Raw genomic sequence first — 23,367 nt, 5'->3', positions numbered from 1 at the left:
TCAGCCGGCCACCAGGGCGGTGGAGCCGCGCTCGAACTCCTCGAGGTCGCCGCGCTCCCCCGCTCGGTACGCGCGGCCGCCGAGCACCCACTGGTAAGCGAGCACCGCGACCAGGGCGAGGGTGCCGATGCCGATCTTGATCGGCCACGGCCAGTCCTGCCGCGTCACCACGCCCTCGACGATGCCGGACAGCAGCAGGGTCAGGGTCAGGCCGATCGCGATGGTGATGAGTGCGCGGCCGTCCTCGGCGAGGGCCTGGGCGCGCGTGCGTCCGGGCCCCGGTGCCACCCACGACCAGAAGATCATCAGCCCCGCACCGCCGGCCAGGAAGACCGAGTAGAGCTCGAGCTGCCCGTGCGGGGAGATGTAGAGGAAGAAGTCGGCAAGGCGGCCCTGGGAGTGCATGATCGCCGCGGAGACCCCGAGGCTGACGGCGTTCTGCATGATCGAGAACGGCACGAAGACCCCGGTGATGCCGAACGCCACCATCGTCGCGGCGATGTAGGCGTTGTTCGTCCAGACCTGCGCGGTGAAGGCCCCGAGGCCACGGTCGGAGTAGTAGTCGACGAAGTCCTGCGTGGCGTACCGGCGCAGGGCCTCCTCGCTGCCGAACGTCGCCGTCGCACCCGGCGTGGTGGTGATCCAGACGGCGACGATCGCCCCGATCGCCACCGTCGCGACCGCGACCCAGATGGTCACCCAGCGGATCCGGTAGAGCGCCGCGGGCAGCTGGCGCGTGAAGAACAGGGCGACGGCGGTCAACGGGTCGACGGGCGTGCCGGTGAAGCGCAGGCGGGCGCGGAACAGCGTGAGCGAGAGCCGGTCGCCGGTCACGGTGCGCGGTGCGGCGCCCCGGATGCGGGCGAGGTCGGTCGCGGCCTCCTGGTAGCCGGCGACGAGCCGGTCGACGTCCGCGCCGGACCGGTGCCGGGCACGCGCCAGACGGTCGAGCTCCTGCCACCGGTCACGGTGCACCTCGGTGTAGGCATCCAGGTCCACGTGTTCCCCCTCAGGTCGCGCGATCTCCGACAGAATGATCCCATGCCGAAGCCCCGCACGCCGCGTGACCTCGCCGACGCCCGGTTCTCGCGCGACCTCGACGAGAGCGCCGACGAGCTGGTGGTGGGCGAGGGCGTCGCGCTCGACGTCCAGCCCGCCGGACTCGTGCTGCGGCTCGCGGCCGCGCTGCTGGACGGCCTGTGCGTCCTCGTCCTGTTCGTGCTGGCGCTCTTCGGCGTCTGGCGGCTCTGGCCGAGGGGGCTCGAGCCGGCCTGGGGTGCTGCGCTCAACATCGTGCTGCTCGTCGTCGTGCTCGTGCTGGTCCCCGCGGCGGTCGAGACCGTGACGAAGGGGCGGAGCGTCGGACGGTTCGCCACCGGCACCCGGGTCGTCCGGCTCGACGGCGGCGCGATCGGCTTCCGGCACGCCTTCACCCGGTCGCTCGTCGGCCTGTTCGAGCTCTGGATGACGTTCGGCTCGGTCGCCCTGCTCGTCGCGCTGTTCGGCAGTCGGCCGCGGCGCCTCGGCGACCTGCTGGCGGGGACGATCGTGCAGCACGAGCGCCTGCCGAAGCAGCGGGACCCCGAGGTGCTGCTGCCCCCGGAGCTGACGGCCTGGGCCGGTGTCGCGGACGTCTCGGCGCTGCCGCAGCGGTTGGAGAACCGCCTCGGTGCGTTCTTCCGCGGGGCTGCGCTGATGCGCCCCGAACTGCGCGAGGCGGCGGCGCAGACCCTGGCGGCCGAGGTGTCCGCGTTCGCACACCCGGTGCCGCCCGTCCCGCCGGAGGTCTTCCTGGCCGGGGTCGTCGTGCTGCGGCGTCGTCGGGACGTCCGGGCGCTGGGTGCCCGCGCCGAGCTGCTGACCGCCGCGGGGGCGACCGCGGCGGCGCCCCCGCCGGGCTTCCCGCGCTGACGCGGAGCGCGGCGCTGACGCGCGGCGCTGACGCGCGGCGCGCCACCGGGCTGCTCGCAAGACACCGGTGTTCGCACTCCGAACACCCGCGTGCGGGGGTTCAACATGCGAACACCGGTGTTCAGCGGAAGCGGGCCGCCCCGCCGCGCTCAGTAGCGGTAGTGGTCCGGCTTGAAGGGACCCTCGACCGGCACACCGATGTACGCCGCCTGCTCCGGACGCAGCGACGTCAGCTGCACCCCGAGGGCGTCGAGGTGCAGGCGCGCGACCTTCTCGTCCAGGTGCTTCGGCAGCACGTACACGCCGGTCGGGTACTCCTCGCGCCGCGTGTGCAGCTCGATCTGCGCGAGCACCTGGTTCGTGAACGAGTTGCTCATCACGAACGACGGGTGCCCGGTCGCGTTGCCGAGGTTCATGAGCCGGCCCTCGGACAGCACCAGGATTGACCGCCCGGTCGGCAGCCGCCACTCGTGCACCTGCGGCTTGATCTCGACCTTCGAGACGCCGGGCAGCGCTTCGAGCCCCGCCATGTCGATCTCGTTGTCGAAGTGCCCTACGTTCGCCACGATCGCCAGGTGCTTCAGCCCGAGCATCTCGTCGACCCCGACGACGCCCAGGTTGCCGGTGCACGTGATGACCATGTCGACGGTGTCGACGACGTCCGCCAGGCGCGCGACCTGGTAGCCGTCCATCGCCGCCTGCAGCGCGCAGATCGGGTCGACCTCGCTGACGATGACGCGGGCGCCCTGCCCGCGGAGCGCCTCGGCCGCACCCTTGCCGACGTCGCCGTAGCCGACGACGAAGGCGACCTTGCCGCCGATGAGCACGTCGGTGGCCCGGTTCAGGCCGTCGGGCAGCGAGTGCCGGATGCCGTACTTGTTGTCGAACTTCGACTTCGTCACCGAGTCGTTGACGTTGATCGCCGGGAACTTCAGCTCGCCGTTCCGGAACAGCTCGTACAGACGGTGGACGCCCGTGGTGGTCTCCTCGGTGACGCCCTGGATGTCGGCCGCGATGCGGGTCCAGCGGTCGGACGAGGTCTCGAGCGACCGCGCGACGGTGTCGAGCACGATCTTCCACTCGGTGCTCGCGTCCGGCTCGGCGACCGGGGCGGCACCCTCCGCCTCGGCGTCGGCACCGGTGTGCACGAGCATCGTGGCGTCGCCGCCGTCGTCGAGGATCAGGTTCGGCCCGGTCCAGTCGGCACCCGCCGCGGCGGCCTCGTCGCTCCAGTCGAAGATGCGGCTGGTGCACCACCAGTACTCCTCGAGCGTCTCGCCCTTCCACGCGAACACCGGGACGCCGGCGGGGGCGTCCGGAGTGCCGGTCGGCCCGACGGCGACGGCCGCCGCCGCCTCGTCCTGGGTGGAGAAGATGTTGCAGCTGGCCCAGCGCACCTGCGCGCCGAGGGCGACGAGCGTCTCGATGAGCACCGCGGTCTGCACCGTCATGTGCAGGGACCCGGCGATGCGTGCGCCGGCGAGCGGCTGCGCCGCGGCGAACTCGTCACGCAGGGACATCAGGCCCGGCATCTCGTTCTCGGCGAGGCGGATCTGGTGCCGGCCGGCCTCGGCGAGGGACAGGTCGGCGACGCGGAACGCAGCAGCTGTGCGGGTTTCGGTGGGCATGCCCACCAGTCTTCCATGCCGGGAGGCGCGGATCACCAGCCGATCCCGGTCACGTTCCCCGGGCCTCCAGACCGACCCCCGCACCCACGTCGTGGACGCGAGCCGTCAGTCGACGTCGCGCGGGAGCGGCTCGCGCCGCACCACCTGCCAGCCGCGTGGGACACGCAGGGCGGCAGCGTGCCGGGCGCAGAGGTCGTAGCCGTGCGGCTCGACCCGGGTCGACAGCGGACCGACGACCACCATGGAGTCGCCGTAGTCGTACGTCAGGGTCGACGAAGCGCTGTTGGCACACGCCACCTTGCTGCAGATCCGCACGTCCATCTCGACAGGGAGCCTAGCGGAGCGTCCGGCGCGCACCCGTCCCCGCGTACGATGTGGGGATGCGTCGGAAGCCTCGCCTCGTCACCCCGGTCGACCGCGGTCGGGGGCGCTCCCGGCACGGCCGCGGTGGGCGCTCGAGCGTCACCGGGCCCGAGCTCGCGCCGATCATCACCCGCGCCGAGGCGTTCGACCGGATCGTCGGCGACAGCGCGCACTACCTGCTCGGACTCTGGCCCGAGGAGCTCTCCGGCGTCGTGTTCCAGGTGGCGGACATGCCGAGCGACACGACCCTGCCGGACGAGATGCCGCGCTGGCGGATCGACCGCGACACCCGCCGCGTGACCGTCTTCCGGATCCCCGTCGAGCGGGTGAACCGGAGCCCCGAGAAGGACGACTCCGACCGCCGCATCATCATCGAGACCGCGGTGTTCCGCGCGGTCGGCGAGCTGATCGGCAAGGACCCCTGGGACCTGGCGCCGGACCGCTACCGGCACTGGTGAGCCGGGCGGACCGCGCCCGGCGTCAGGGGTAGACGCGGACCGGGGTGGAGACGTCGGTCGCCGGACGCACCGGGAACCCGGCGATGCCGTCGGCCCCACGGTAGGTCACGCCCGCCACGATGCCCTCCGTCCCGGTCAGCGTGAGCTGCTTCGCGGTCTGCACCGGGAGCGTCACGGTCGCACCGGACAGGATCTTCAGCGTGCGCCGCTCGTCGCCCGACCGCACCGTGACGGAGCGGTCCTGGCGGGTGGGGTTCACGAAGTTCAGCCGCACGCCCTCGCCCGGGGCGATGGCGGTGATCGTCCGGTTGCCCAGCGGCTCGGCCGAGGCGAACCACCCGAGGTCGGTGCCGCTGCTGGCACCGTCGGTCGGCGTCGTGGTGCGTGCACCGGTGACGACCGGCTCGGTCGAGGTGACGGTGAACGAGTACCGGCCGTCCGGGAAGTCGTCGAGCGCGACGTCGGTGACGACCCCGGGCTCGGCGGTGGCGTTGACGGTCGTGCCGCCGCCGTCGGCCGTGCTGATGCCGAGGGTGACGCGGGCCGACTTCGTGCCGGGGACGAACAGCCGGACGATCGGCGCTGCGTCGGCCGTGTCGTCGCCACGCTGGGCGGCCTGCGCGTCGGCGAGGGCGACGGCGGGGATGACCTGCGAACGGGACGGCGCGGCCCCACCGGAGACGATGTCGTAGCCGCCCGGGGTGAGGGTGCGGACGACGGACTCCTGCATGTGCGCGACGATCTGGCCGCCGGACGACGTGACGTGCACGACGGTCGAGGCGGCGTCGGACACGAAGCCCGACAGCGGGACGACCTTCTGCGTGTTCGGCGCGACGACGATGCCGGTGGTCCCGGGCGCGCTGACCGTCCCCGAGCCGTCGAAGATCGTCAGGTCGACCGTGGCGTTCACGTCGGTCGGGTTCGAGAGCGTGACGAGGCTCGTCCGACCGGTCTCCGTCGACCCGCCGACGAGCCACGTGGACTGGGTCGGGTCGTCGCACGAGGCAGCGCCCGCCCCCACCAGGTCGCCGCTCGAGACACTCTGGAAGCTGCTGCCCGCGACCTGCGGCGTCGTCTCGCCAGCGGGCGCCGTCAGGAGCCGGGGGTCGCTGCCGCCGGTGGTCGAGGAGTCGAGCGAGGACCGCTCGACCGTCGAACCGGTCGTCGCCGTCGCGACGGTCGCGGTGCCGACGGTGCTCGCCTGCGTCGCGTCGTTGCCGGCGTCGTCGGACAGGCGCAGCGCACTGCCGGCGCAGACACGCTCGGCGGCCGCGGGGACCGGCGTGACGGTGCGCCCGGCCGGTCGGCCCGGTTCGGACTCGGTGCCGATGGCGTGGGCCGCGGTGACGGCACCCGCGGCGACGACGACGGCGACGGCCGTGGCGGTGCCGCGGACGATCCAGCGCCGGACCGAGGAGGGGTTGGTGCTCATTCGTCGCGCTCCTCGTCGAAGGTGGTGGCGGGTTCCTCGGCCTCGATGACGTTCGAGGTGGCACGGCGGCGGCGCGGGGCCGTCGGGACCGCGAGGAGTGCTGCGGCGCCGAAGACCACGCCGAGCACGACGAGGTACAGCACGTGGGTGGCCTGGGTCGCCGCGGAGCCGGAGCGGGTGCGGTCGACCTCGCCCTCGTAGTGGAACAGCTGACCGTTTGTGGTCTCGCCGATGCTCGTGAAGAGCGCGTTCTGACCGATCGCGCCGGCGGCCCGGTCGTGCACCGTCTGCGCCTCGGGGTCGTCACCGGCGTCGTCGATGAGCACGAAGCTCACGCCGAGCTCGCGGAGCGCCGGCCGGGGGTCGTACCCGCTGCGGCTCGCCAGGTTGCCGGCGAGCGTCGTCAGCCGTGCGCCGGACTCGCTCAGCCGGAGTGCGGTGGCGTCGAGCGTCGACTGGTCGTCGAGGGTGGAACCCTGCCCGCGCTCGAGCGTGACGGCGAGCGAACCGTCGTCCTGCGGGACGACCACGAGCGTGCCGACGTCCGGGTTCGCCTGGGCCTCGGCGTTCACGTAGGCGCTGAGCACCCGGCCGGTGGTCGGCTCGATCGTGGCGGTGCCGAGGTAGAACGCCGCGAAGGCCGGAGCCACGGCCACACCGGCGAGCACGGTCGCGACCAGCCCGGTGACCGGAGCGGCCTTCGGCAGCACGTCGATGCCGATGCAGGCTGCGACCACGAGGGCGAGCCAGTACACGGACAGACCGCTGCCGGGCCAGACGATGGTGGTGGTCGACCCGACACCGGTGACCGTGACGTGGGTGGCGGTGAAGGCCGTGGCGAAGCCGAGGAGCGCGATGACGAGCGCCGAGCCCGCGACCGCCCAGCGGTGGCCGAGCATCGCCCCGATCGCGGCGGCGGCCACGGGGAGCGCGAGGACGGCCATCACGATCGGCAGGACCGTGGCGACCAGCGCGAGTCCGGACGTCGCGGGGAGCCAGCCGCTCCAGTCGGGCAGGGGCTGTCCGATGGCCAGCTGGAGCGCGGACGGCGCCCGGGTCGCGGACGGCGCACCCGGGTCGGCGAACACGGCGAGCAGGTTGCCGCGTGCGGCCTGCGCCAGGATCAGCGGCAGGAAGAGCACCGCGGTCGGCACCGGGATGAACAGGCGACGGTGGGCCCGGCGCCAGCCGACCAGGAGCGCCACGAGCCAGCCGACCAGCAGGACCGGCAGCAGCGACGGTGCCGAGGCGGCGACGACGGCGAACAGGAGCGACGCTCCCGAGGCCCAGGCCCACGAGCGGTGCGCCTCGAGCACGGCGACGAACAGCCACGGCAGCACCAGGTGCGCGATCACGGCGCCGAGGTGTCCGGTCGTCACCGCGCCCACGAGCGACGGGGCGATCGCGTAGAGCGAAGCACCGATGACCGGCACCCAGGTGCGGGTCGTGACCTTGCGGACCGCGAACCAGGCCCCCAGTGCGGACAGCGGGAACGCGACGAGCATGACCAGCACGACCGCGGTGGACGGCGACCAGAAGACGATCGAGCCGAGCACGGCGAGCACCGCGGCGAAGGGGTCGGACGGGCCGGTGAAGCCCGTGCCGAGCGAGTGGAAGCCGTACCCGACGTTCTGCCAGAGCTGTCCCGGGGTCGCGGAGAGCGGCAGGAGTCCCCCGCCGGTCAGGGCCGGCGACCCGAGCAGCGGGTAGAGCGTCACGACGCTGAGGACCGCGGCGGCCAGGACCACCCAGATGCCGCCGTCGCTCAGGAACGACGCCCGGGCGATCGGGGCGTCCTCGGCCCGGGCGAGTTCGACGTCCCGCGAGGTGGTGCGGTGCTCGTGCACCCGACGCCAGCTCACACGGAGCGGTTCGACGGCGGCCCAGCCGAGCTTCTTCGTGCGGGCGAGGTTCTTGCGCGCACGCCCCGTGCCGCCGCCGAACGCGACGGCGAACGCGGCGGAGAGCTCGGGGACCACGGCGGCGGGGTGCTTCGCGACCAGGTGACCGAGCGCGCGGCCGATCGCGAACGGCACGAGCGTGAGCCAGTGCAGCCAGACCAGCGCGGCGGGCGCGTAGGTCATCCGGCGGTGCAGCTGCGCCTGCCGGTGCATCCGGACGCGCCGCGCCTCGGACACGCGCTTGCGGCCGAACTCCTCGATCGGTCCGGCGCTGGTGACCTTGGCCTCCGGCACGAGGGCGACACGGTGTCCGGCGAGGCGGACCCGCACCGAGAAGTCGAGGGCCGCGTCGACGTCCGGCAGCGCCGGGTCGAAGCCGCCGAGTTCGTTCCAGACCGAGCGGCGCACGAGCATGCCGCCCGCGGCGACACCGAGCACGTCGGTGTTGCGGTCGTGCTGGCCCTGGTCGAGCTCGTCCTGCACCAGCACGATCGACCGGCCGAAGCGGGTCATGCTCTCGCCGAAGGCGCGGATGAGCGAGGGGTCGTCGTCGGCGACGAGCTTCGGACCGGCGACGACGACCGACGGCGCGATCTCGACGGCGGACAGCAGGTCGGCGAGCGCGGTCGGTGCCGGCGCGTTGTCGTGGCCGAGGACCCACAGCCACTCGTCGACCGGCTCGTCGGTCGCCGCGGGCGGCGCGCTGCGCTCGCCCTGGCGGACGGCGTCACCGAACGCGGTGCCGGCGGGCAGCCGGACGAGCTGCGCGGACCCGCCGAAGGACAGTTCGGCGGTCGATCCGTCGGTCGTGCCGACGTCGACGACCACCAGGTTCTCGGGGTGGCGGGTCTGGGCGGCGAGCGCGTCCAGGGTCCGGTCGAGGTGGGCCGCCCCGTTGGCGGCGACGAGGATCGCGGTGACTCTGGGCTGCATGACGGGCGTCACTCTACGGTCTGGAGGCGCGGTGTCGGCTGCGGACGGCGGCGCGCCGTGAACCTTTGGATGCGCTCACTGCACGGTGCGGGGCGGGCGGAGGTGGTCGCCTTCCGGCGCCTTCGTCGCAGGCTCCTCAGGGGCGCAGTCGCACGGCGCTGGCGCGCCGTGAACGCTCCTACGCCCTTTTCCGCAACTTGCGGCGTTCACGCTCGGAGAGGCCACCCCAGATGCCGAAGCGTTCGTCGTTCTCGAGCGCGTACTCGAGGCACTGTGCCCGGACCTCGCACGAGGTGCAGATCTTCTTCGCCTCGCGCGTGGAGCCGCCCTTCTCGGGGAAGAACGCCTCGGGGTCGGTCTGCGCGCAGAGCGAGTCGACCTGCCAGGCGAGCGGGTTCTCCTCGTCGTCGGTCTCCGGACGTCGGACACCCGGGACGCCGAGCGCCACGGGATCGACGTGCCAGTCCTCCGGAACTCCGGCGTGGAACTCGGAACCGTTCACCCTGATCACCCCTGCCGCCTCGACAACGAACCCCAACTCTTGCGGCCGTTGCCTGTAATTACAGCGGTGTCATTCGCCTGAGTCAAGTCGCGGATCATAGAAGGCACTGACCGCTCCAGCGTGTCATGTCCCCCGTTTGGGCGTGTCGCACCACTCGGGTGGGCCTTCCGGGGGACAACTGACTCGTCCTCAGGCGCTCACGAGGCGCTGCGACGGGCCTCCCAGGCGCTCGACACCATCTCGTCCAGGGAGTGCCGCATGGCCCACTCGAGGTCACGGGCGGCGGCTTCGCCGGTCGCGACGATGCGGGCCGGGTCGCCGGGGCGCCGCGGTGCGATCTCGGGGTCGAAGGCGATCCCGGTGCCCGCCGCCATCGCGTCCATGATCTGCCGGACGCTCACGCCGTCGCCGCTGCCGAGGTTGTAGGCACGCTCGAGCGGCTCCCCCGCCTCGAGCTTCCGCGCGGCCACCGCGTGCGAGTGCGCCAGGTCGGCCACGTGCACGTAGTCGCGGACGCAGGTGCCGTCCGGGGTGGCGTAGTCGTCGCCGTTGATCCGCGGGGTCCGGCCGGCGAGCAGCGCGTCGAAGACCAGCGGGAACAGGTTGTGCGGGCTGGCGTCGTACAGGTCGGGCTCCCCGGAACCGACGACGTTGAAGTACCGGAGCGACGTGGTGGTGAAGCCCGCGGCGACCTCCATGTCGCGCAGCAGCCACTCGCCGATGAGCTTCGACTCGCCGTACGGCGACTCCGGGTTCTTCGGGGTGGACTCGACCACGGTCTCGACGTCCGGCGTGCCGTAGACCGCCGCGCTGGACGAGAAGACCGCCTTGGTGACGCCGGTCTCGGCCATCGCGCGCAGCAGGGTCGCCATGCCGGTGACGTTCTGCTCGTAGGTGTGCAGCGGGCGCTCGACCGAGACGCCGGCGTACTTGAACCCCGCGACGTGGACCACGCCGGTGACCTCGTGCTCGCGCAGCGTGCGTGCGACGAGCTCGCCGTCGAGGATCGTGCCCTCGACGAACGGCACGTCGTCCGGGACGAACGCGCGGAAGCCGCTCGACAGATCGTCGAACGCGACCGTGTCGATGCCGGCCGAGCGCAGTGCTCGGACGACGTGGGACCCGATGTACCCGGCACCGCCGGTGACCAGCCAACTCATGGTCGCCACGCTAGCGGACGTCGGCGACGCCCCGGTGGCGGTGTGCGGGTCCACGCCACGGCGTGCGGCCCCGCGCCGGTCCCGGTGCGGGTCCGCACCCCTAGGCGCCGGTGGCGATGAACACGGTCGACGTGATGCCGTCGGAGGAGTCCGCCTCGACTGTCACGTCGCCCTCGTCCGGGGTGATGAAGCACGACTCGCCCTTGCGGAGCAGGGTCGCCGACTGCGCGCCGACGAGCGTGACGACGCCCTCGGTGCAGATCGCGATCGACGGCCCCACGAGCGGGGCGACCCCGCCGGTGCTCAGTCCCACCGGGCGACCGTCGCCGTCCACCCGCAGCAGCGCGAAGCCGACGCCGTCCGGCGCGAACCGGTCGACGCCCGGGGCGAGGCGCTCGGGCTCGAGGACCGGTGCCGGGTACGCGGTGAAGTCGAGCACCCGCAGGAGCTCCGGCACGTCGACGTGCTTCGGCGTGAGCCCGCCGCGCAGCACGTTGTCCGACGGCGCCATCAGCTCGATGCCGAGCCCGTCGAGGTACGCGTGGATGTTGCCGGCGGGCAGGTACATGGCCTGCCCCGCGGTGAGCGTCACCCGGTGCATGAGCAGGGACACGACGATGCCGGGGTCGCCGGGCCAGCTGGTCGCCAGGTCGCGGACGGTCGCGGTGTTCGGGGTGAGCAGGTCGTCGTCGAGCGAGACGGCCAGGTCGCTCGCGGCCTGCACCACGGCGAGCGCGGACTCGTCGGCGGTCTCGAGCCAGCGGACGGTGTCCTCGAGCCCGTGCAGCAGGTGCACCTCGAGCGGACCGAGGCGGCCGGTACCGGCGTCGAGCACGCGGACCTCGGCCAGGGTCTCCTCGACCGAGCGGAAGCCGCTCAGCGCCTCGAACCGCTCGCTCAGCGCGACGACGAGCTCGGGCTTCGGGAACGGGTCCTTGTAGTTGCGGGCCGGGTCGTCGAGCGGGATCCCCTCGCGCTCCTCGCGGGCGAAGCCTTCTTCCGCCTGCTCCGGGGTCGGGTGCGCCTGCAGCGAGAGCGGTGCCGCAGCGGCGAGCACCTTGAGCAGGAAGGGCAGGCCGGTGCGGTCCGGACCGAGTGCGGTCTCCGGCTCGTCGGCGATCCAGTCGCGGAGCGTGTCGGCCCCGCCGACCATGGCCGGGTTGACCACGACACTGGGGCTGCCGGCGTGGGCGCCGAGCCAGAGCTCCGCCTGCGGGGCACCCGTGACGGTGCGGCCGAGGAGCTCCGGGATCGCGGTGACCGAGCCCCAGGCGTAGTCGCGGGGGGTGTTCGTGATGCCGAGGAACATGGGCCAGAGCCTACCGGCGCTGCCGGTGGAGTCCTGCGGACGGCGACCGGCCGGTAGCCTGGCGTCGTGACGAACACCTGGCCACTGGCGCGCGGGACCGTACCGGAGCGCGAGGCGTTCGCCTTCGGAGCGACGACCCTGTTCGTGCTGTTCGCGGGCGACGCCGTGCCGAACACCCTGACCTGGGTCGGGGCCGGCGTCCTCTGGGCCCTCGTCGCGGCGTGGGGCGTCACGATCCTGGTCCGGGCGAAGCCACCGCTCGTCCGCACCCCCTGGGCGCTCTGGGCGTTCCTCGGCTGGTGCCTGGTGACCCTGATCTGGTCGCACTGGCGCTTCGCGACGATCTCGAGCCTGACCGTACAGGTGATCTGCGCAGCCGTGGCCTTCACGATCGCCTCGACCCTGACGTGGCGCCGGATCACCGACGCCCTGAGCCTCGCGCTCCGCTGGGTCCTCATGCTCTCGCTCCTGTTCGAGGCCGCCGTCGCGGTGTTCGTCCGGCACCCGATCGCCCCGATCTGGACGGACTACGGCGACCGCGACGTCCCCGACGCCTTCTATTACTCGCGCGCCGAGCTCTTCACCGGGGGCCGGATCCAGGGGCTGCCCGGCAACGCCAACCTGCTCGCGATGGTGGCCCTGCTGGTCGCGATCGTGGTCGCCGTGCAGTTCGCCGAGGGTCGGATCCGCCGGAACCAGGCGATCGGCTGGCTCGTCGTCGCGGCACTCGGCTTCGTCCTCACCCGCTCGTCGACGGTCATCGCCGCCGCACTCGTGGTGGCCGTGGTCGCACTCGCCGCCGTCTGGATGCGCCGTGTCCCGACCGAGCGCCGCACCCCGCGCTACCTGTTGCTGGCCGTGGGTGCCGTCGTCGTCGCCGTCGCCGCGTTCGTGCTGCGCGGCCCGGTGTCCGAGCTGCTCGGCAAGGGCTCGGACGCCACCGGACGCGGGGAGATCTGGGCCAAGGTGCTCGGCCTGATCGACCAGCACCCCGTGGGCGGCTGGGGCTGGATCGGGTACTGGTGGCCGGGCATCCCGACGCTCGCCGACCTGGCGCAGCGCAAGGGCGTCACGTACCTGCAGGCCCACGACGCCTACCTGGACGTCTGGATGCAGACCGGCATCATCGGCCTGGTGCTCTTCGCGATCTACGTGGTCACGACGCTGTCCCGCTCGTGGGCCTGCGCGACCCGCATCGGGTACGACGCCGCGCTGCGTCCGCGGTCGTTCGACCCGGTGTCGCTCCTGCCACTCCTGGTCGTCGTCGCCCTGCTCGTGCAGTCCGTCGCCGAGTCCCGCCTGCTCTACCAGGGGAACTGGGTGCTCTTCGCCCTGCTCGCCATCAAGACGCGCATCGTGCTGACCGGCGAGGAACCGGTGTCCACCGGCGACGGTCCGCGCACGCCGCCCGCCAAGCGCGAGTTCCGCTGGGCCGGCACGCGCTGACCCGCACGCTCCCTCAGCGCGACAGCCACGAGCACGACACCGGGGACGACCACGGGTTCGACTTCACCCGGGCGACCTCGAGCGTCGGGTCGGCGTCGCACGCCGCCACCGCCGCCGGCAGCTGCCCCGCCCACACCGGCCCGTCGCTCCGCCGCGTGTCCGTCGGCGCGACGTGCAGGACCGCCGACGCGACGACGGCGGTGACCACGCACCAACCGGCCAGCGCGCCGACGAGGCGACCAGGGCCTCCCGTCCGTCCGGCAGCACGCGACCAGCTGCGGGCGTCCACGAGCGTGGCGGCGGCGACCACCGCGGCGCTCACCAGCAGCAGGCCGGCGGCCGCGGCGTAGCGCTGCGGCGGCACGGCGGCCATCGCGGCGACCGGCGCCGACCAGCGGAGACCGTCACCGCCGTTGGCGAGCAGGGCCACCCACCACACCGCGACGGAGCCGACGGCGAGGGCTGTGACCATCCACCGGGTGCGGGCCGGCCCGACCACGACGGCCGCCACCAGGACGACGAGCAGCAGGGCTGCGGGCACCACGACCACCGCCCAGCCGTGCTCGACCACCGCCGTCAGCACAGCACCGAGGTCCGGGTCCCAGGCACCCGCCACGGGACGCAGCAGGTACCCCGCGAGCACGTCGCGCGCCGCCGGCGACCCCGTGGCGAGGGCGCGCGGACTCGTCAGGGTCGTCACGCCCTGCACCGCCAGGGCGACGACCACGACGAGCGTGACCGGCAGCGCGGTCCACCGGCCGGCCGGTCCGGGCGCACGTCCACGCGGCGTCCAGGCGAGGAGCAGCAGGGGCGCGAACAGCGCGGTGAGCGGTTCCGTGAGCACGGCCGCACCCGCGACCAGGGCGAGTGCCCCGGCCGCCCACCACGACCGAGCACGCCACGCGAAGACCCACGGCACCAGGACGAGCAGGAACCAGTGCAGGTTCGCCGCGTTGCCGCTGATCTCGTACGGGGCGAGCGGCAGGACGACGGGGACGGCGGCGAGCACCAGCCGCAACGGCCACGGGCGGACGACGTCGCGGGACAGCACGAACACCAGGGCGCAGACCCCGCCGACGACCGCGCACGCGGCGAGCGCCACCACCTGCGCGTACCGCTCGGGCGGCAGCGTGTACCCGAGGTCGACGATGAGGCGCGGCAGCAGGTGCACGTACCCGGCGTAGGGGTGCAGCAGGGTGTCGACGGGACCCATCGCGATCCGTTCGCGCAGGAACACGCCACCGTCCTCGGCCCAGACGGTGTTCCGCGGCACCGGGCCGAGCCGGTACCAGGCCAGGGCGGTCGTGAGCAGGCCGACGACGACCGCGACGAGGGGGACGGCGGCGACCCTGCGCGCGAGGTCCATCCGGTGAGGATAGTTCGGTCATCGCGCATCGTCGATACAGCCACACCGCGATGCGGTGTGCTCGTCACAAGGTCGTGCGCCAAGATGGACGCGTGACGGACGGCCGGGTGAGCAGACAGGTGCTCGGGCGCCGGTACCTCTCCGCCTGGATCGGCTTCTCGGCCGGTGGACGGTTCAGCCAGGCGCTCGCGACGGTCATCGTGCTGTTCGGGTTCGGCCAGCCCACCGTCGAGGCCCTGGTCGGCCGGGCGGGGACCTGGGCGGTGCTCGTGACGCTGTTCGTGCTCGCGGGGCTGAGCCTGCTCGGCCAGCGCTACCGGATCGAGTGGCACGGGGTCCTCCCCCTCTCGCTGCTGGCCTTCGTCGGCTACTGCGCGTTGAGCGTGCTCTGGAGCGAGTACTCCTGGGTGGCGCTCCGCGGACTGGTGCAGACCGTGTGCTTCATCGGCCTCGGGCTGTACCTGGCCCTCGGCCGCGACCTGGTGCAGGTGATCCGGGCCTCGGGCGACGCCTTCCGGATCCTGCTCGTGACGGCCCTCGGACTCGAGGTCCTGTCCGGCCTGGTCCTCGACGTCCCGTTCCCGGCGTTCGGCATCCGCGGTGACATCGCGTACGGCGGCCCGATCCAGGGAATCGGTGGCACCCGCAACTTCATGGGCTTCATCGCCGCGATGGCCCTGGTCACCTTCGTGGTCGAGTTCCTCACCCGGTCGGTCACTGTCTGGCGCGCGATCGCCTCGACCTCGCTCGCCGTCATCGCCCTGATGCTCGTGCAGTCCCCCATCACCGGGCTCGCGATGATCGCGCTCGCCGTCACCGCGCTGGCGCTCTGGTCACTCCGGCACGCACGACCGGCGACCAGACCGGTGGTCAACGGCGTCCTCGGCGCGGTCGTCCTGCTGACGCTCGCCGTCGGGGTGCTCGCCCGGCACCGCCTGCTCGCCGAGATCGGGGCGGCCGGCGGCACGGCCACCCGGACGGACCTGTGGTCGCAGATCCGTGTCCTGGTGGAGCGCTACCCGATCCAGGGCTGGGGCTGGGTGGGCACGTGGCCGACCGAGCCCGTCGTGCCCTACGTCACGCTCATCGACCCCGCCGGCGTCCGGTTCACCTCGGGCCTGAACGCCTTCGTGGACGCCTGGCTGCAGATCGGGTTCGCGGGCACGCTCATCCTCGGCATCACCGCGTTGCTCGCGTTCGCGCGCGCCTGGGTCACGGCGACGACGTTCCCCGGGGTGGCGTACGTGTGGCCGGCCGCCGTGCTCGTGCTGCTCGCCGTCACCAGCACGGCGGAGAGCTACCTGCTGCACGGCGCGGGCCTGATGTTCTTCGTGACGGTCCTCGTGATCGCCGCGCGGCGCCGCTCGTGGCGCCGGCACCTGCCGCGCGTCTAGCGCGGGCGCTGCGCGCCGAGGCGCTTCGTGAGCAGGAATGGTCGCCTCTGCGGAGGCGACCCGACCGTTGCTGCTCACGAAGCGGCGGTGCGGCGCGACCCACCGCCGGACGGGAGGCCCGTTGCGGCCCCGCACCGCGCCTCCAGGCCGTCACGCCCAGCGTTCCGGGCCCGCGCTTCGTGGGCAGGAAAGGTCGCTTCCGCGGAGGCGACCCGACCGTTCCTGCTCACGAAGCGAGCGAGCGGGCGCCCTACGGGCGCGTGCGGCGACCGAGGCGGCGCTGCACGCCCCACTGGGTGACGCGGAGCATGGCCTCGAGGACGATGGACCGGCTCATCTTGGAGACGCCGTGCACGCGGTCACGGAAGCGGATGGGCACCTCGACGATGCGGCCACCGAGGGCGTCCACGCGCAGCGTCATGTCCACCTGGAAGCAGTACCCCTTCGAATCCACCGACCCGAGGTCCATCCGCGCGATCGCCGACGAGCGGTACACGCGGTAGCCGGCGGTGATGTCCCGCACGTCGAGCCCGAGCACCAGGCGGGCGTAGGTGTTGGCCCCGCGGCTGAGCGCCTGGCGCCGGAGCGGCCAGTCGACGACCGACCCACCGGGGACCCAGCGGGACCCGATGGCGAGCAGGACGTCGTCGGACGCGGTCACGGCGTCGACCAGGGCCGGCAACCGGTCGGCCGGGTGCGAGCCGTCGGCGTCCATCTCGACCAGCAGCGGGTACCCGCGTTCCAGACCCCACCGGAACCCCGCGACGTACGCCGTGCCGAGCCCGAGCTTGCCGGAGCGCTGCAGCAGGTGCACGCGGTCGTCCGCGGCCGCCAGGGACCGCACGATGTCCCCGGTGCCGTCCGGGCTGCCGTCGTCGACGACGAGCAGGTGGGCACCGGGCACCGCCGCCAGCACGGCGGCGGTGATCGCACGGATGTTCTCGGCCTCGTCGTACGTCGGGACGATGACGAGGGCGGTGGTCTCCCCCGGGGTCACCGGTTCAGGCGCCGCTTCACCTTGCCGGCGACGCTGCGCGGACCCTCGGTGCGCAGGTAGTGCACGGCACGGCCGAGGTCGTAGCGGACGCCGGAGAGCTTCTTGCGCTCCGGGACGCGGACGCGCATCTTGTGCGGCTCGATCGACGACGCGGTGTCGCGCACCGACTTGTCCGCAGCGCGGATCGGGTTCCGGCAGAACTCGACGAGCGGGGCCAGGACGTTCTCCCACGTGAACTGCTCGCGCACGCGGTCGACGTTGCCGATGAACTCGGTGCGGGCCTTCTTGTCGAAGAGCGCCGTCTCGAGCGCGGTGGCCAGACCGTCGATGTCCTGCTCGTGCACCGCGATGCCGAGCTTCTCTTCTGCGACGAGGTCACCGAACGAGTCGCCGGCCGTCGTGACGATCGGCAGGCGTGCCCACAGGTAGTCGAGGATGCGGGTCCGGAACGAGAAGGTGGTCTCGAGGTGCTCGTAGTGCGTCGAGACGCCGGCGTCGGCCTCGAGCAGGTAGGCGCCGCGCTCCTCGTACGGGATCCACTGGTCGTTGAAGAACACGTGCTTGCCGGTGAGCCCGAGGGCGTCGGCCTCGGCGCGGACCTTCGCGACGATGTCCATCTCGGGGACGTCGGGGTTCGGGTGCTGCACGCCCATGAAGAAGAGCTTCACCGACGGGCGGCGCTCGGCGAGCTGGGCGATCGAGCGGACCAGGGTGATCGGGTCGAACCAGTCGTAGATCCCACCGCCCCAGACGACGAGCTTGTCGTTCTTGCCGATGCCCGGCACGACGCCCTTGACACGCTGCTGGTCGTGGACCGGCGGCGTCGAGGACAGGCCGAACGGCACGACGCCGATGAGCGAGCGCAGGTCGGCGTCGCGCGAGTACGTGCGGGCGTTCACACGGCCGGAGCCGGCGAGCTGCCCGAGCCAGAACATCCGCTGGCGCTCGGAGGCGCAGATGAAGTAGTCGCCGAGCTCGAGCTGGTGGTTCAGCGTGTCCGAGGCGTCGAGGATCTGGCGGTTCCACTTGTCGACGTCGTCGCTGCGGCCCTGTTCGAGCTGCTCGAGGTGCAGCGGGTCGTAGACGTCGACGACCAGGATCTTGCTGGTCGACTCGAGCACCGGGAACAGCCGGAGCGCGTGGCCCTGCACGATGATGACGTCGGCCCAGCCCTCGTGCTCGACCATCTGGCGCGGGTGACGGTGCGGGACCGTGACGACCTCGTACGACGGGTCGATCGGCGACGAACGGGTCAGGCTGACCACGCGGACGTCGTGCTCGGACGCCAGCTGCTTGGCCATCTGGGTGGCACGGATCGCCGGACCGGCCATCTTCGCGCCGATCGAGTCGCCCGTGATGATGAGGACGCGGCGACGGGTACCGACCTCGAGCACGCCGAGGGAGTGCACGATCTTGTCGTAGCCGGCCAGGTAGTTCTCGATCGGGTAGGCGGGCTCATCGCGGTTGCCGAACAGGCGGAGGAGCTCGCGGTCGGACCGGACGCGGGTCGCCTGGATCTGGCGGCGGGACTCGGTCATCGACGGCAGCTGCTCGACGAACTGGTCGACACCGTAGATGCCCGCCATGCTCGTCTTCGGCACCGGGATGGTCGGGACGCTGTCGTCGCCGGGGTTGCGCAGGTCGAGCTCGGTGGAGTCGAGCTCCCCGCGGCCCACGGCACGGCGGACGGCGAGCGCCAGGGAACCGGGCAGCGCCGCGGCGAGCTGCTCGTCACCGAGGTTCTTGTAGAGCGTGAACAGCGCGTTCCGCTCGAGCAGGTAGGTCTCGCGGAAGTCGCCGAACTTGTTCATCGACGCGTGGTGCTTGTGGAACGCGACCGACTTCGGCTGGTACCGGAAGCGCCAGCCGAGCAGGTTGAGCCGCCAGCCGAGGTCGACGTCCTCGTAGAACATGAAGTAGCGGTCGTCGAAGCCGTCGAGCTGCTCGAAGAGCTCCGCGCGGATGAACATCGCGGCGCCGGTGCCGAACAGGACGTCGGTCTCGCTCTCCCACCGGCCGGTGTCCGGCGACCCGGCGAAGGGCTTGTAGCCCATGCCGTACCAGGTCATCGCGGCCTCGGTGAAGTCGACGTTGACGCCTTCCCAGTCGAGGACCTTCGAGGCGACGGCGCCGATGTCGGCACCGGAGGCGAAGGTGGCCATCGCCTCGCGCACCCAGCCGGTGTCCGGGCGGGCGTCGTTGTTGAGGAACGCCACGACCTCGCCGGAGGACTTCTCGACGCCGAGGTTGCACCCCCCGGTGAACCCGAGGTTCGCACCCGCGTCGATCAGGGTGAAGTCGAGGCTCGAGGCCTTCAGACGCCCGAGGTGCTCGGGGCCCGAACCGTTCTCGACGACGATCACCTCGAGCTTGTCCTGCGGCCAGTCCTGCTTGCGGAGTTCCGCGATGCTCGTCAGGGTGTCGTCCGTGCCCTTGTAGTTCACGAGGATGACGGACACGACTCCCGGCTTGCGCTCTGTCACGCGAGTTCCTCCAGCAGCTGCCGCGCACCGGGCGCGGGTCGATGGGTCGGCCGACGGGGTGCCGCGGGCCGATGACACCCTACAAGGCGCGCCCAGGGACTCCCTGCCGCCGCTGCGGATTCGTGCAGAATGGCGTGCGTGACCGCAGTGATCCCGAGCACCCCCATGTCCTCTCCCCTCCGCGAGGACTACGCGGCCCTCGCGGCCGACGAGCACGCCGAGGGCCCCCGCGGCACGATCCGCTTCGCGGTGTCGACCGCCGACCCGGCCGAGGGCAAGGGCGACCTGTTCGTCGCGCTCGGGCTGGCGCGGGCGCTCCGGGCCGAGGGCTGGGGCGTCGCGATGTGGCCGCTCGAGCGCTGGGGCGAGGAGCTCCCCGCCGACACCGCCGTCGTGGTCAGCATGATCGAGTCCTTCGTGCCCGGGTACGTCCCAGCCGGCACCGCCCTGGTGGCGTGGGTGCGGAACTGGACCGCCAAGTGGGCAGCCCTGCCGTACCTCGACGAGTTCGACGCGGTCTGGACGTCGTCCGGGATCGCCCGCGACGCGATCGCGGCCGCGTACTCCGGCCCCGTCGAGGTGGTGCCGATCGGCGTCGACACCGAGCTGTTCACGACCGACGCCCCCGCACCGCGCGAGCGCACGGACCGCGCCGTGACCACGGTCAACTTCTGGGGCGTCCGCCGCCGGGTGCAGGACGTCCTCGCCGAGGTCGCCCCGGCCGAACCGATCGTCTGGTTCGCCGCGAACGTCGACCACGTCGAGGCCTCCGCGGGCGTCGAACTCCGCCCCGCCGTGCCCTACTTCGCCCTGCCCGAGGTCTACCGCGCCGCCGGTTTCGTCGTCGACGACGTCATCGAGCCGGCCGCCGAGTACGGCACCCTGAACTCTCGCCTGTACGAGTCGCTCGCGTCCGGTGCGCTGCCCGTCACCGACTGCGCGCTCGGGCTCGACGAGCTCGGCCTGTCCGACGTGCCGGTGTTCGACGACGCCGCCTCGCTCGAGCGCGTGCTCGCGATGCCCCGCGACGAGCGCACCGCCCTGGTCGCCCGGCTCCGCGCCGTCGTGGTCGAGCGACACTCGTTCCGCAGCCGCGCCGAACAGGTCGGTCCGTCGCTCGATGCCGCCGTCTCCGCCGCCTCGGGCCGGAGCGGCGAGCGTGGCGCGTTCCTGCGGTGGGCCACCGCCCAGCGCGAGACGCTCCGGCAGACCGAGCACGACCGCGACGTCCACCTGGCCGGCGTGCACGACATCAACGCGCGCCTGGTCGAGTCGGAGCAGAAGGTCGGCGCGTACGACACCGCCCGCCGCCTGGCCGAGGCGGAGCGCGACCAGATCGCGGCCCGCTTCGAGGGCCTCACGCGCTCCCCCGAGTACCGGCTGCTGCACGGCGTGGGCCTGATGGCGCGGCGCGTGCGCCGCTGACGGCGGTCGACGCGACCGGAGACGGACGGGAGGCCCGGTACCAGCTGGTACCAGGCCTCCCGTCCGTCATCTGGTGCCCGTCTACTGCACGGTGACTGTCTACTGCACGGTGACGGTCTTCGTGCCGAAGCTCTTGTAGGTGCCGCTCGGCAGGTCCTGGAAGTAGACGCGCACGGTGTGCGTGCCCTTCTTCACCCCGGTGAGCTTCCGCGACAGGCCGACGTCCGAACCCCAGTCCGGGTGCACGGCCTGTACGTCGGTGCGGGTCGCGTTGACCGTTCCGGGCGAGACGGCCACGCCGTCCAGGTGGATCTTGTACTTGACCGGGTCCCAGACGTCCGGGTCGATCGCCCAGCCGGCCACGGTGATGGTGCCCGTGCCGCCGGTGACGGACTCGTACAGGCCCTTGACCGAGCCGGTCTTGCCCGTCTTGCCGGTGGTCGGCGGGTCGGTGACCGTCACGCTCTTCGTGCCGAAGCTCTTGTACGTGCCGCTCGGCAGCTCCCGGAAGTACACGCGCACGGTGTGCGTGCCGGCGGTCAGCCCGGGGATCTTCAGCGAGAGGCCGACGTCGGAGCCCCACGCGGGGTGCACGGCCTCGACGTCGGTCCGCTTCGCGTTCGCGGTCCCGGGGGCGATGGCGACACCGTCGACGTGGATCTTGTAGGCGACGGGGTCCCAGACGTCGGGGTCGATCGCCCAGCCGCGCACCGTGGCGCTGTTCACGCCACCGACCACGGACTCGAACGCACCCTTGAGCGAACCGGTCTTGCCCGTCTTGCCGGTCGTCCCCGACGCGTCGGGTTCGGCGGTCGACGCGGCGGTCACGGTCACGGACTTGGTGCCGAAGCTGACGTACTTGCCGCCCTGCAGGTCCTGGAAGTAGACGCGCACGGTGTGCTTGCCCGCCTTCAGGCCGGTGAGCCGGAGCGTCAGACCGACGTCGGAGCCCCACGTCGGGTGCGTCGCCTCGACGTCGGTGCGGGTGGCGTCCGCGACCCCGCTGTTCGTGCTCACCCCGTCGACGTGGATCTTGTACTTGACCGGGTCCCACACGTCCGGGTCGATCGCCCAGCCCCGCACGGTGGCCGTGCCGACGCCGCCGGTGACGGAGTCGTACGAGCCGCGCACGGCACCGGTCTTGCCGGTCTTGCCGGTGGTCGGGGCGTCCACGACGACCGACTTCGACGCGACCTTCACGTACTTCGTGCCGGGCTTGTCCATCACGTACAGCGTCACGGCGCGCGAGCCCGCGCTGATGCCGCCGATCGTCTTCGAGAAGCCGAGGGTGCTCCCGACGCCCGGGTAGACCTTCGCGACATCGGTGCGGGTCTTGTCCGCCGTGCCGGTCGCCTTGCTCACGCCGTCGACGAGGATCTTCCACGAGCCGGGCTTGGACGAGTCGGGGTCGAGGACCCAGCCGGTGGCCGAGATCGTGCCGACGCCGCCGGTCACCGAGTCGAGGACGCCCTTGGGGGCCGCGCTCGTGATGGTCCGGGTGTAACAGCCGAGCAGGGTGTTCGCCCCGCGGCCCTGGTTGATGGCGTAGCTGCAGACGGAGTGCGCGCCGAGGCTCAGCCCGGTCAGTTCGGCCGAGAACCCGTGGCGGGTGTTGTTCGCGCCGAGGGTGCCGGCGAGGTCGCTCCGGGTCTTGTCCGCCGTGACGGTCTTCGCGCCGGTGCCGTCGACGTAGAACGCGACGCGCAGGGCGTTGGTGGTGTCCGGGTCGGCCGCCCAGCCGGTGACCGTGATCGACGAGGTGGAGGTCGCGGTCACGGAGTCGACGTCGCCGTAGGGGTTGCCGCCGCCGGCCGCAGCACCGAACCAGTCGGTGTACATGCGCCAGAAGTTGCGGTTGCCGTAGGCGGAGCAGCTGTCACCGGAACCGTAGAGGTTCGACATGGCCGCGGCGTTCGGGGTGTACGGGGTGTAGATGTACAGGCTCGCGGTGGCCTGGTTCTGGATGTAGACGGACTTCCGACCGCAGGCCGCGTTCGGGTTGAGCAGGATCGAGTTCGTCCGGCCCGCCTGGTACGCCCACGAGGTCGGCGACGCCTGGTACCGCTTGAACTGCAGGGCCGCGGCGTAGACCTGCTGGCCGAAGCCGAAGTACGCCGGGTCGCACGGGGCGGTGTCCGGGCACGCGAAGCCGGTGGCATGCAGGTACATGTAGGACGTCGGCGAGGATGTCGTGACGATGCCCTGCTCCTTCTGCAGGAGCACGAGCAGCACCTTCTGGCTGATGCCGCACGCGGCACCGACCTGGGCGATCATCGTCGCAGCCGACTTGGTGCCACCCGCGATGGCCGCGCACCGGCCGGAGACGGCGCCGATCGAGCTCATCTTCTGCGAGAAGTCCTTGAGGCAGGCGGGGCCGCTCGACGACTTCCGGCAGTTCGGCGCGACGCTCGTCAGGAACGACTGCACGGCGGCGGCGTTCATCGCCGAGCCGTTGTAGAAGTTCGCGTCGCTGATGATGTTGCCCGGGTCGAAGTCCGAGGCGACCGCGGCCGAGGCCGACTGGGTCGTGGTCTGCTCCGCGAGCACCGTGCCGAAGGTCAGGCCGCTCACCGCGACGGCGAAGGCCGCCACCAGGGCGAGGGAGCTCCGGAGGGAACGACGGGAGCGGGCTCCTCGGGGGGAACGGGGGGAACGGGTG

Annotated in this window: 17 protein-coding genes; 5 read left to right on the top strand and 12 right to left on the bottom strand. The window is 72.3% G+C overall.

Annotated features, from left to right (window positions below):
* Complete coding sequence (locus DEI98_RS15740) at window positions 1–999, bottom strand: stage II sporulation protein M (protein ID WP_111101259.1); 999 nt, start codon at window positions 997–999, stop codon at window positions 1–3.
* A gap of 42 nt (window positions 1,000–1,041) precedes the next feature.
* On the opposite strand from DEI98_RS15740, the gene DEI98_RS15735 reads away from it, so the two are divergent.
* Complete coding sequence (locus DEI98_RS15735; protein WP_110865372.1) at window positions 1,042–1,911, top strand: RDD family protein; 870 nt, start codon at window positions 1,042–1,044, stop codon at window positions 1,909–1,911.
* Window positions 1,912–2,060: 149 nt separating this feature from the next.
* Here the strand turns inward: DEI98_RS15735 and ahcY are convergent, their stop codons facing one another.
* Both ahcY and DEI98_RS15725 read right to left on the bottom strand, forming a co-directional pair.
* Window positions 2,061–3,539 (bottom strand): adenosylhomocysteinase, encoded by a 1,479-nt coding sequence (ahcY, locus tag DEI98_RS15730; RefSeq protein ID WP_111101278.1) that lies wholly within the window; start codon window positions 3,537–3,539, stop codon window positions 2,061–2,063.
* A 105-nt stretch (window positions 3,540–3,644) separates the two neighbouring features.
* Window positions 3,645–3,860 carry a DUF3499 family protein gene (locus tag DEI98_RS15725; RefSeq protein ID WP_071405769.1) on the bottom strand — a complete coding sequence of 72 codons (216 nt, stop codon included), beginning with the start codon at window positions 3,858–3,860 and terminating at the stop codon, window positions 3,645–3,647.
* Between the two features lie 59 nt (window positions 3,861–3,919).
* Between DEI98_RS15725 and DEI98_RS15720 the strand changes: the two genes are divergently transcribed.
* Entirely contained in the window at window positions 3,920–4,360 is a 441-nt protein-coding gene (locus tag DEI98_RS15720) for a metallopeptidase family protein (RefSeq protein WP_071405768.1), read from the top strand.
* Window positions 4,361–4,382: 22 nt separating this feature from the next.
* On the opposite strand, the gene DEI98_RS15715 is transcribed toward DEI98_RS15720, so the two are convergent.
* From DEI98_RS15715 to manA, 5 genes are all read right to left on the bottom strand, one after another.
* Window positions 4,383–5,792, bottom strand: a complete 1,410-nt coding sequence (locus DEI98_RS15715) for a DUF5719 family protein (protein ID WP_111101258.1) — start codon at window positions 5,790–5,792, stop codon at window positions 4,383–4,385.
* Window positions 5,789–8,626, bottom strand: coding sequence for a glycosyltransferase family 2 protein (locus tag DEI98_RS15710; protein WP_111101257.1), 2,838 nt, complete (start codon window positions 8,624–8,626; stop codon window positions 5,789–5,791). Before DEI98_RS15710 ends, DEI98_RS15715 begins: the two co-directional genes overlap by 4 nt.
* Before the next feature lie 178 nt (window positions 8,627–8,804).
* Window positions 8,805–9,137, bottom strand: a complete 333-nt coding sequence (locus DEI98_RS15705; protein ID WP_081827389.1) for a WhiB family transcriptional regulator — start codon at window positions 9,135–9,137, stop codon at window positions 8,805–8,807.
* 188 nt (window positions 9,138–9,325) lie between these two features.
* Window positions 9,326–10,288, bottom strand: a complete 963-nt coding sequence (gene galE / locus DEI98_RS15700; protein WP_110861386.1) for a UDP-glucose 4-epimerase GalE — start codon at window positions 10,286–10,288, stop codon at window positions 9,326–9,328.
* Between the two features lie 100 nt (window positions 10,289–10,388).
* On the bottom strand, window positions 10,389–11,597 hold the full coding sequence (manA, locus tag DEI98_RS15695) for a mannose-6-phosphate isomerase, class I (RefSeq protein ID WP_111101256.1): 1,209 nt from the start codon (window positions 11,595–11,597) through the stop codon (window positions 10,389–10,391).
* A gap of 66 nt (window positions 11,598–11,663) precedes the next feature.
* Here manA and DEI98_RS15690 point away from each other — a divergent pair, with 66 nt between their 5' ends.
* Window positions 11,664–13,043, top strand: coding sequence for an O-antigen ligase (locus DEI98_RS15690; protein WP_111101255.1), 1,380 nt, complete (start codon window positions 11,664–11,666; stop codon window positions 13,041–13,043).
* Between the two features lie 13 nt (window positions 13,044–13,056).
* Here DEI98_RS15690 and DEI98_RS15685 read toward each other — a convergent pair whose 3' ends face one another.
* Window positions 13,057–14,409, bottom strand: a complete 1,353-nt coding sequence (locus tag DEI98_RS15685; RefSeq protein WP_111101254.1) for a hypothetical protein — start codon at window positions 14,407–14,409, stop codon at window positions 13,057–13,059.
* Window positions 14,410–14,516: 107 nt separating this feature from the next.
* Between DEI98_RS15685 and DEI98_RS15680 the strand changes: the two genes are divergently transcribed.
* Window positions 14,517–15,803 carry an O-antigen ligase gene (locus DEI98_RS15680; RefSeq protein ID WP_128780653.1) on the top strand — a complete coding sequence of 429 codons (1,287 nt, stop codon included), beginning with the start codon at window positions 14,517–14,519 and terminating at the stop codon, window positions 15,801–15,803.
* A gap of 250 nt (window positions 15,804–16,053) precedes the next feature.
* Here DEI98_RS15680 and DEI98_RS15675 read toward each other — a convergent pair whose 3' ends face one another.
* A complete protein-coding gene (locus DEI98_RS15675; RefSeq protein ID WP_111029478.1) occupies window positions 16,054–16,800 on the bottom strand; it encodes a polyprenol monophosphomannose synthase in 747 nt (248 codons plus the stop codon).
* Complete coding sequence (locus DEI98_RS15670) at window positions 16,797–19,283, bottom strand: glycosyltransferase (protein WP_071405761.1); 2,487 nt, start codon at window positions 19,281–19,283, stop codon at window positions 16,797–16,799. Before DEI98_RS15670 ends, DEI98_RS15675 begins: the two co-directional genes overlap by 4 nt.
* A 138-nt stretch (window positions 19,284–19,421) precedes the next feature.
* On the opposite strand from DEI98_RS15670, the gene DEI98_RS15665 reads away from it, so the two are divergent.
* Window positions 19,422–20,708, top strand: coding sequence for a glycosyltransferase (locus DEI98_RS15665; protein ID WP_181438061.1), 1,287 nt, complete (start codon window positions 19,422–19,424; stop codon window positions 20,706–20,708).
* A 99-nt stretch (window positions 20,709–20,807) separates the two neighbouring features.
* Here DEI98_RS15665 and DEI98_RS15660 read toward each other — a convergent pair.
* Window positions 20,808–23,367: hypothetical protein (locus DEI98_RS15660; RefSeq protein ID WP_220037089.1), on the bottom strand; the 2,560-nt coding region annotated here is incomplete at its 5' end.

The sequence above is a fragment of the Curtobacterium sp. MCLR17_034 genome (genome assembly GCF_003234485.1).
Taxonomy (GTDB): domain Bacteria; phylum Actinomycetota; class Actinomycetes; order Actinomycetales; family Microbacteriaceae; genus Curtobacterium; species Curtobacterium flaccumfaciens.
This window is presented reverse-complemented; position numbering and strand designations above follow the sequence as displayed.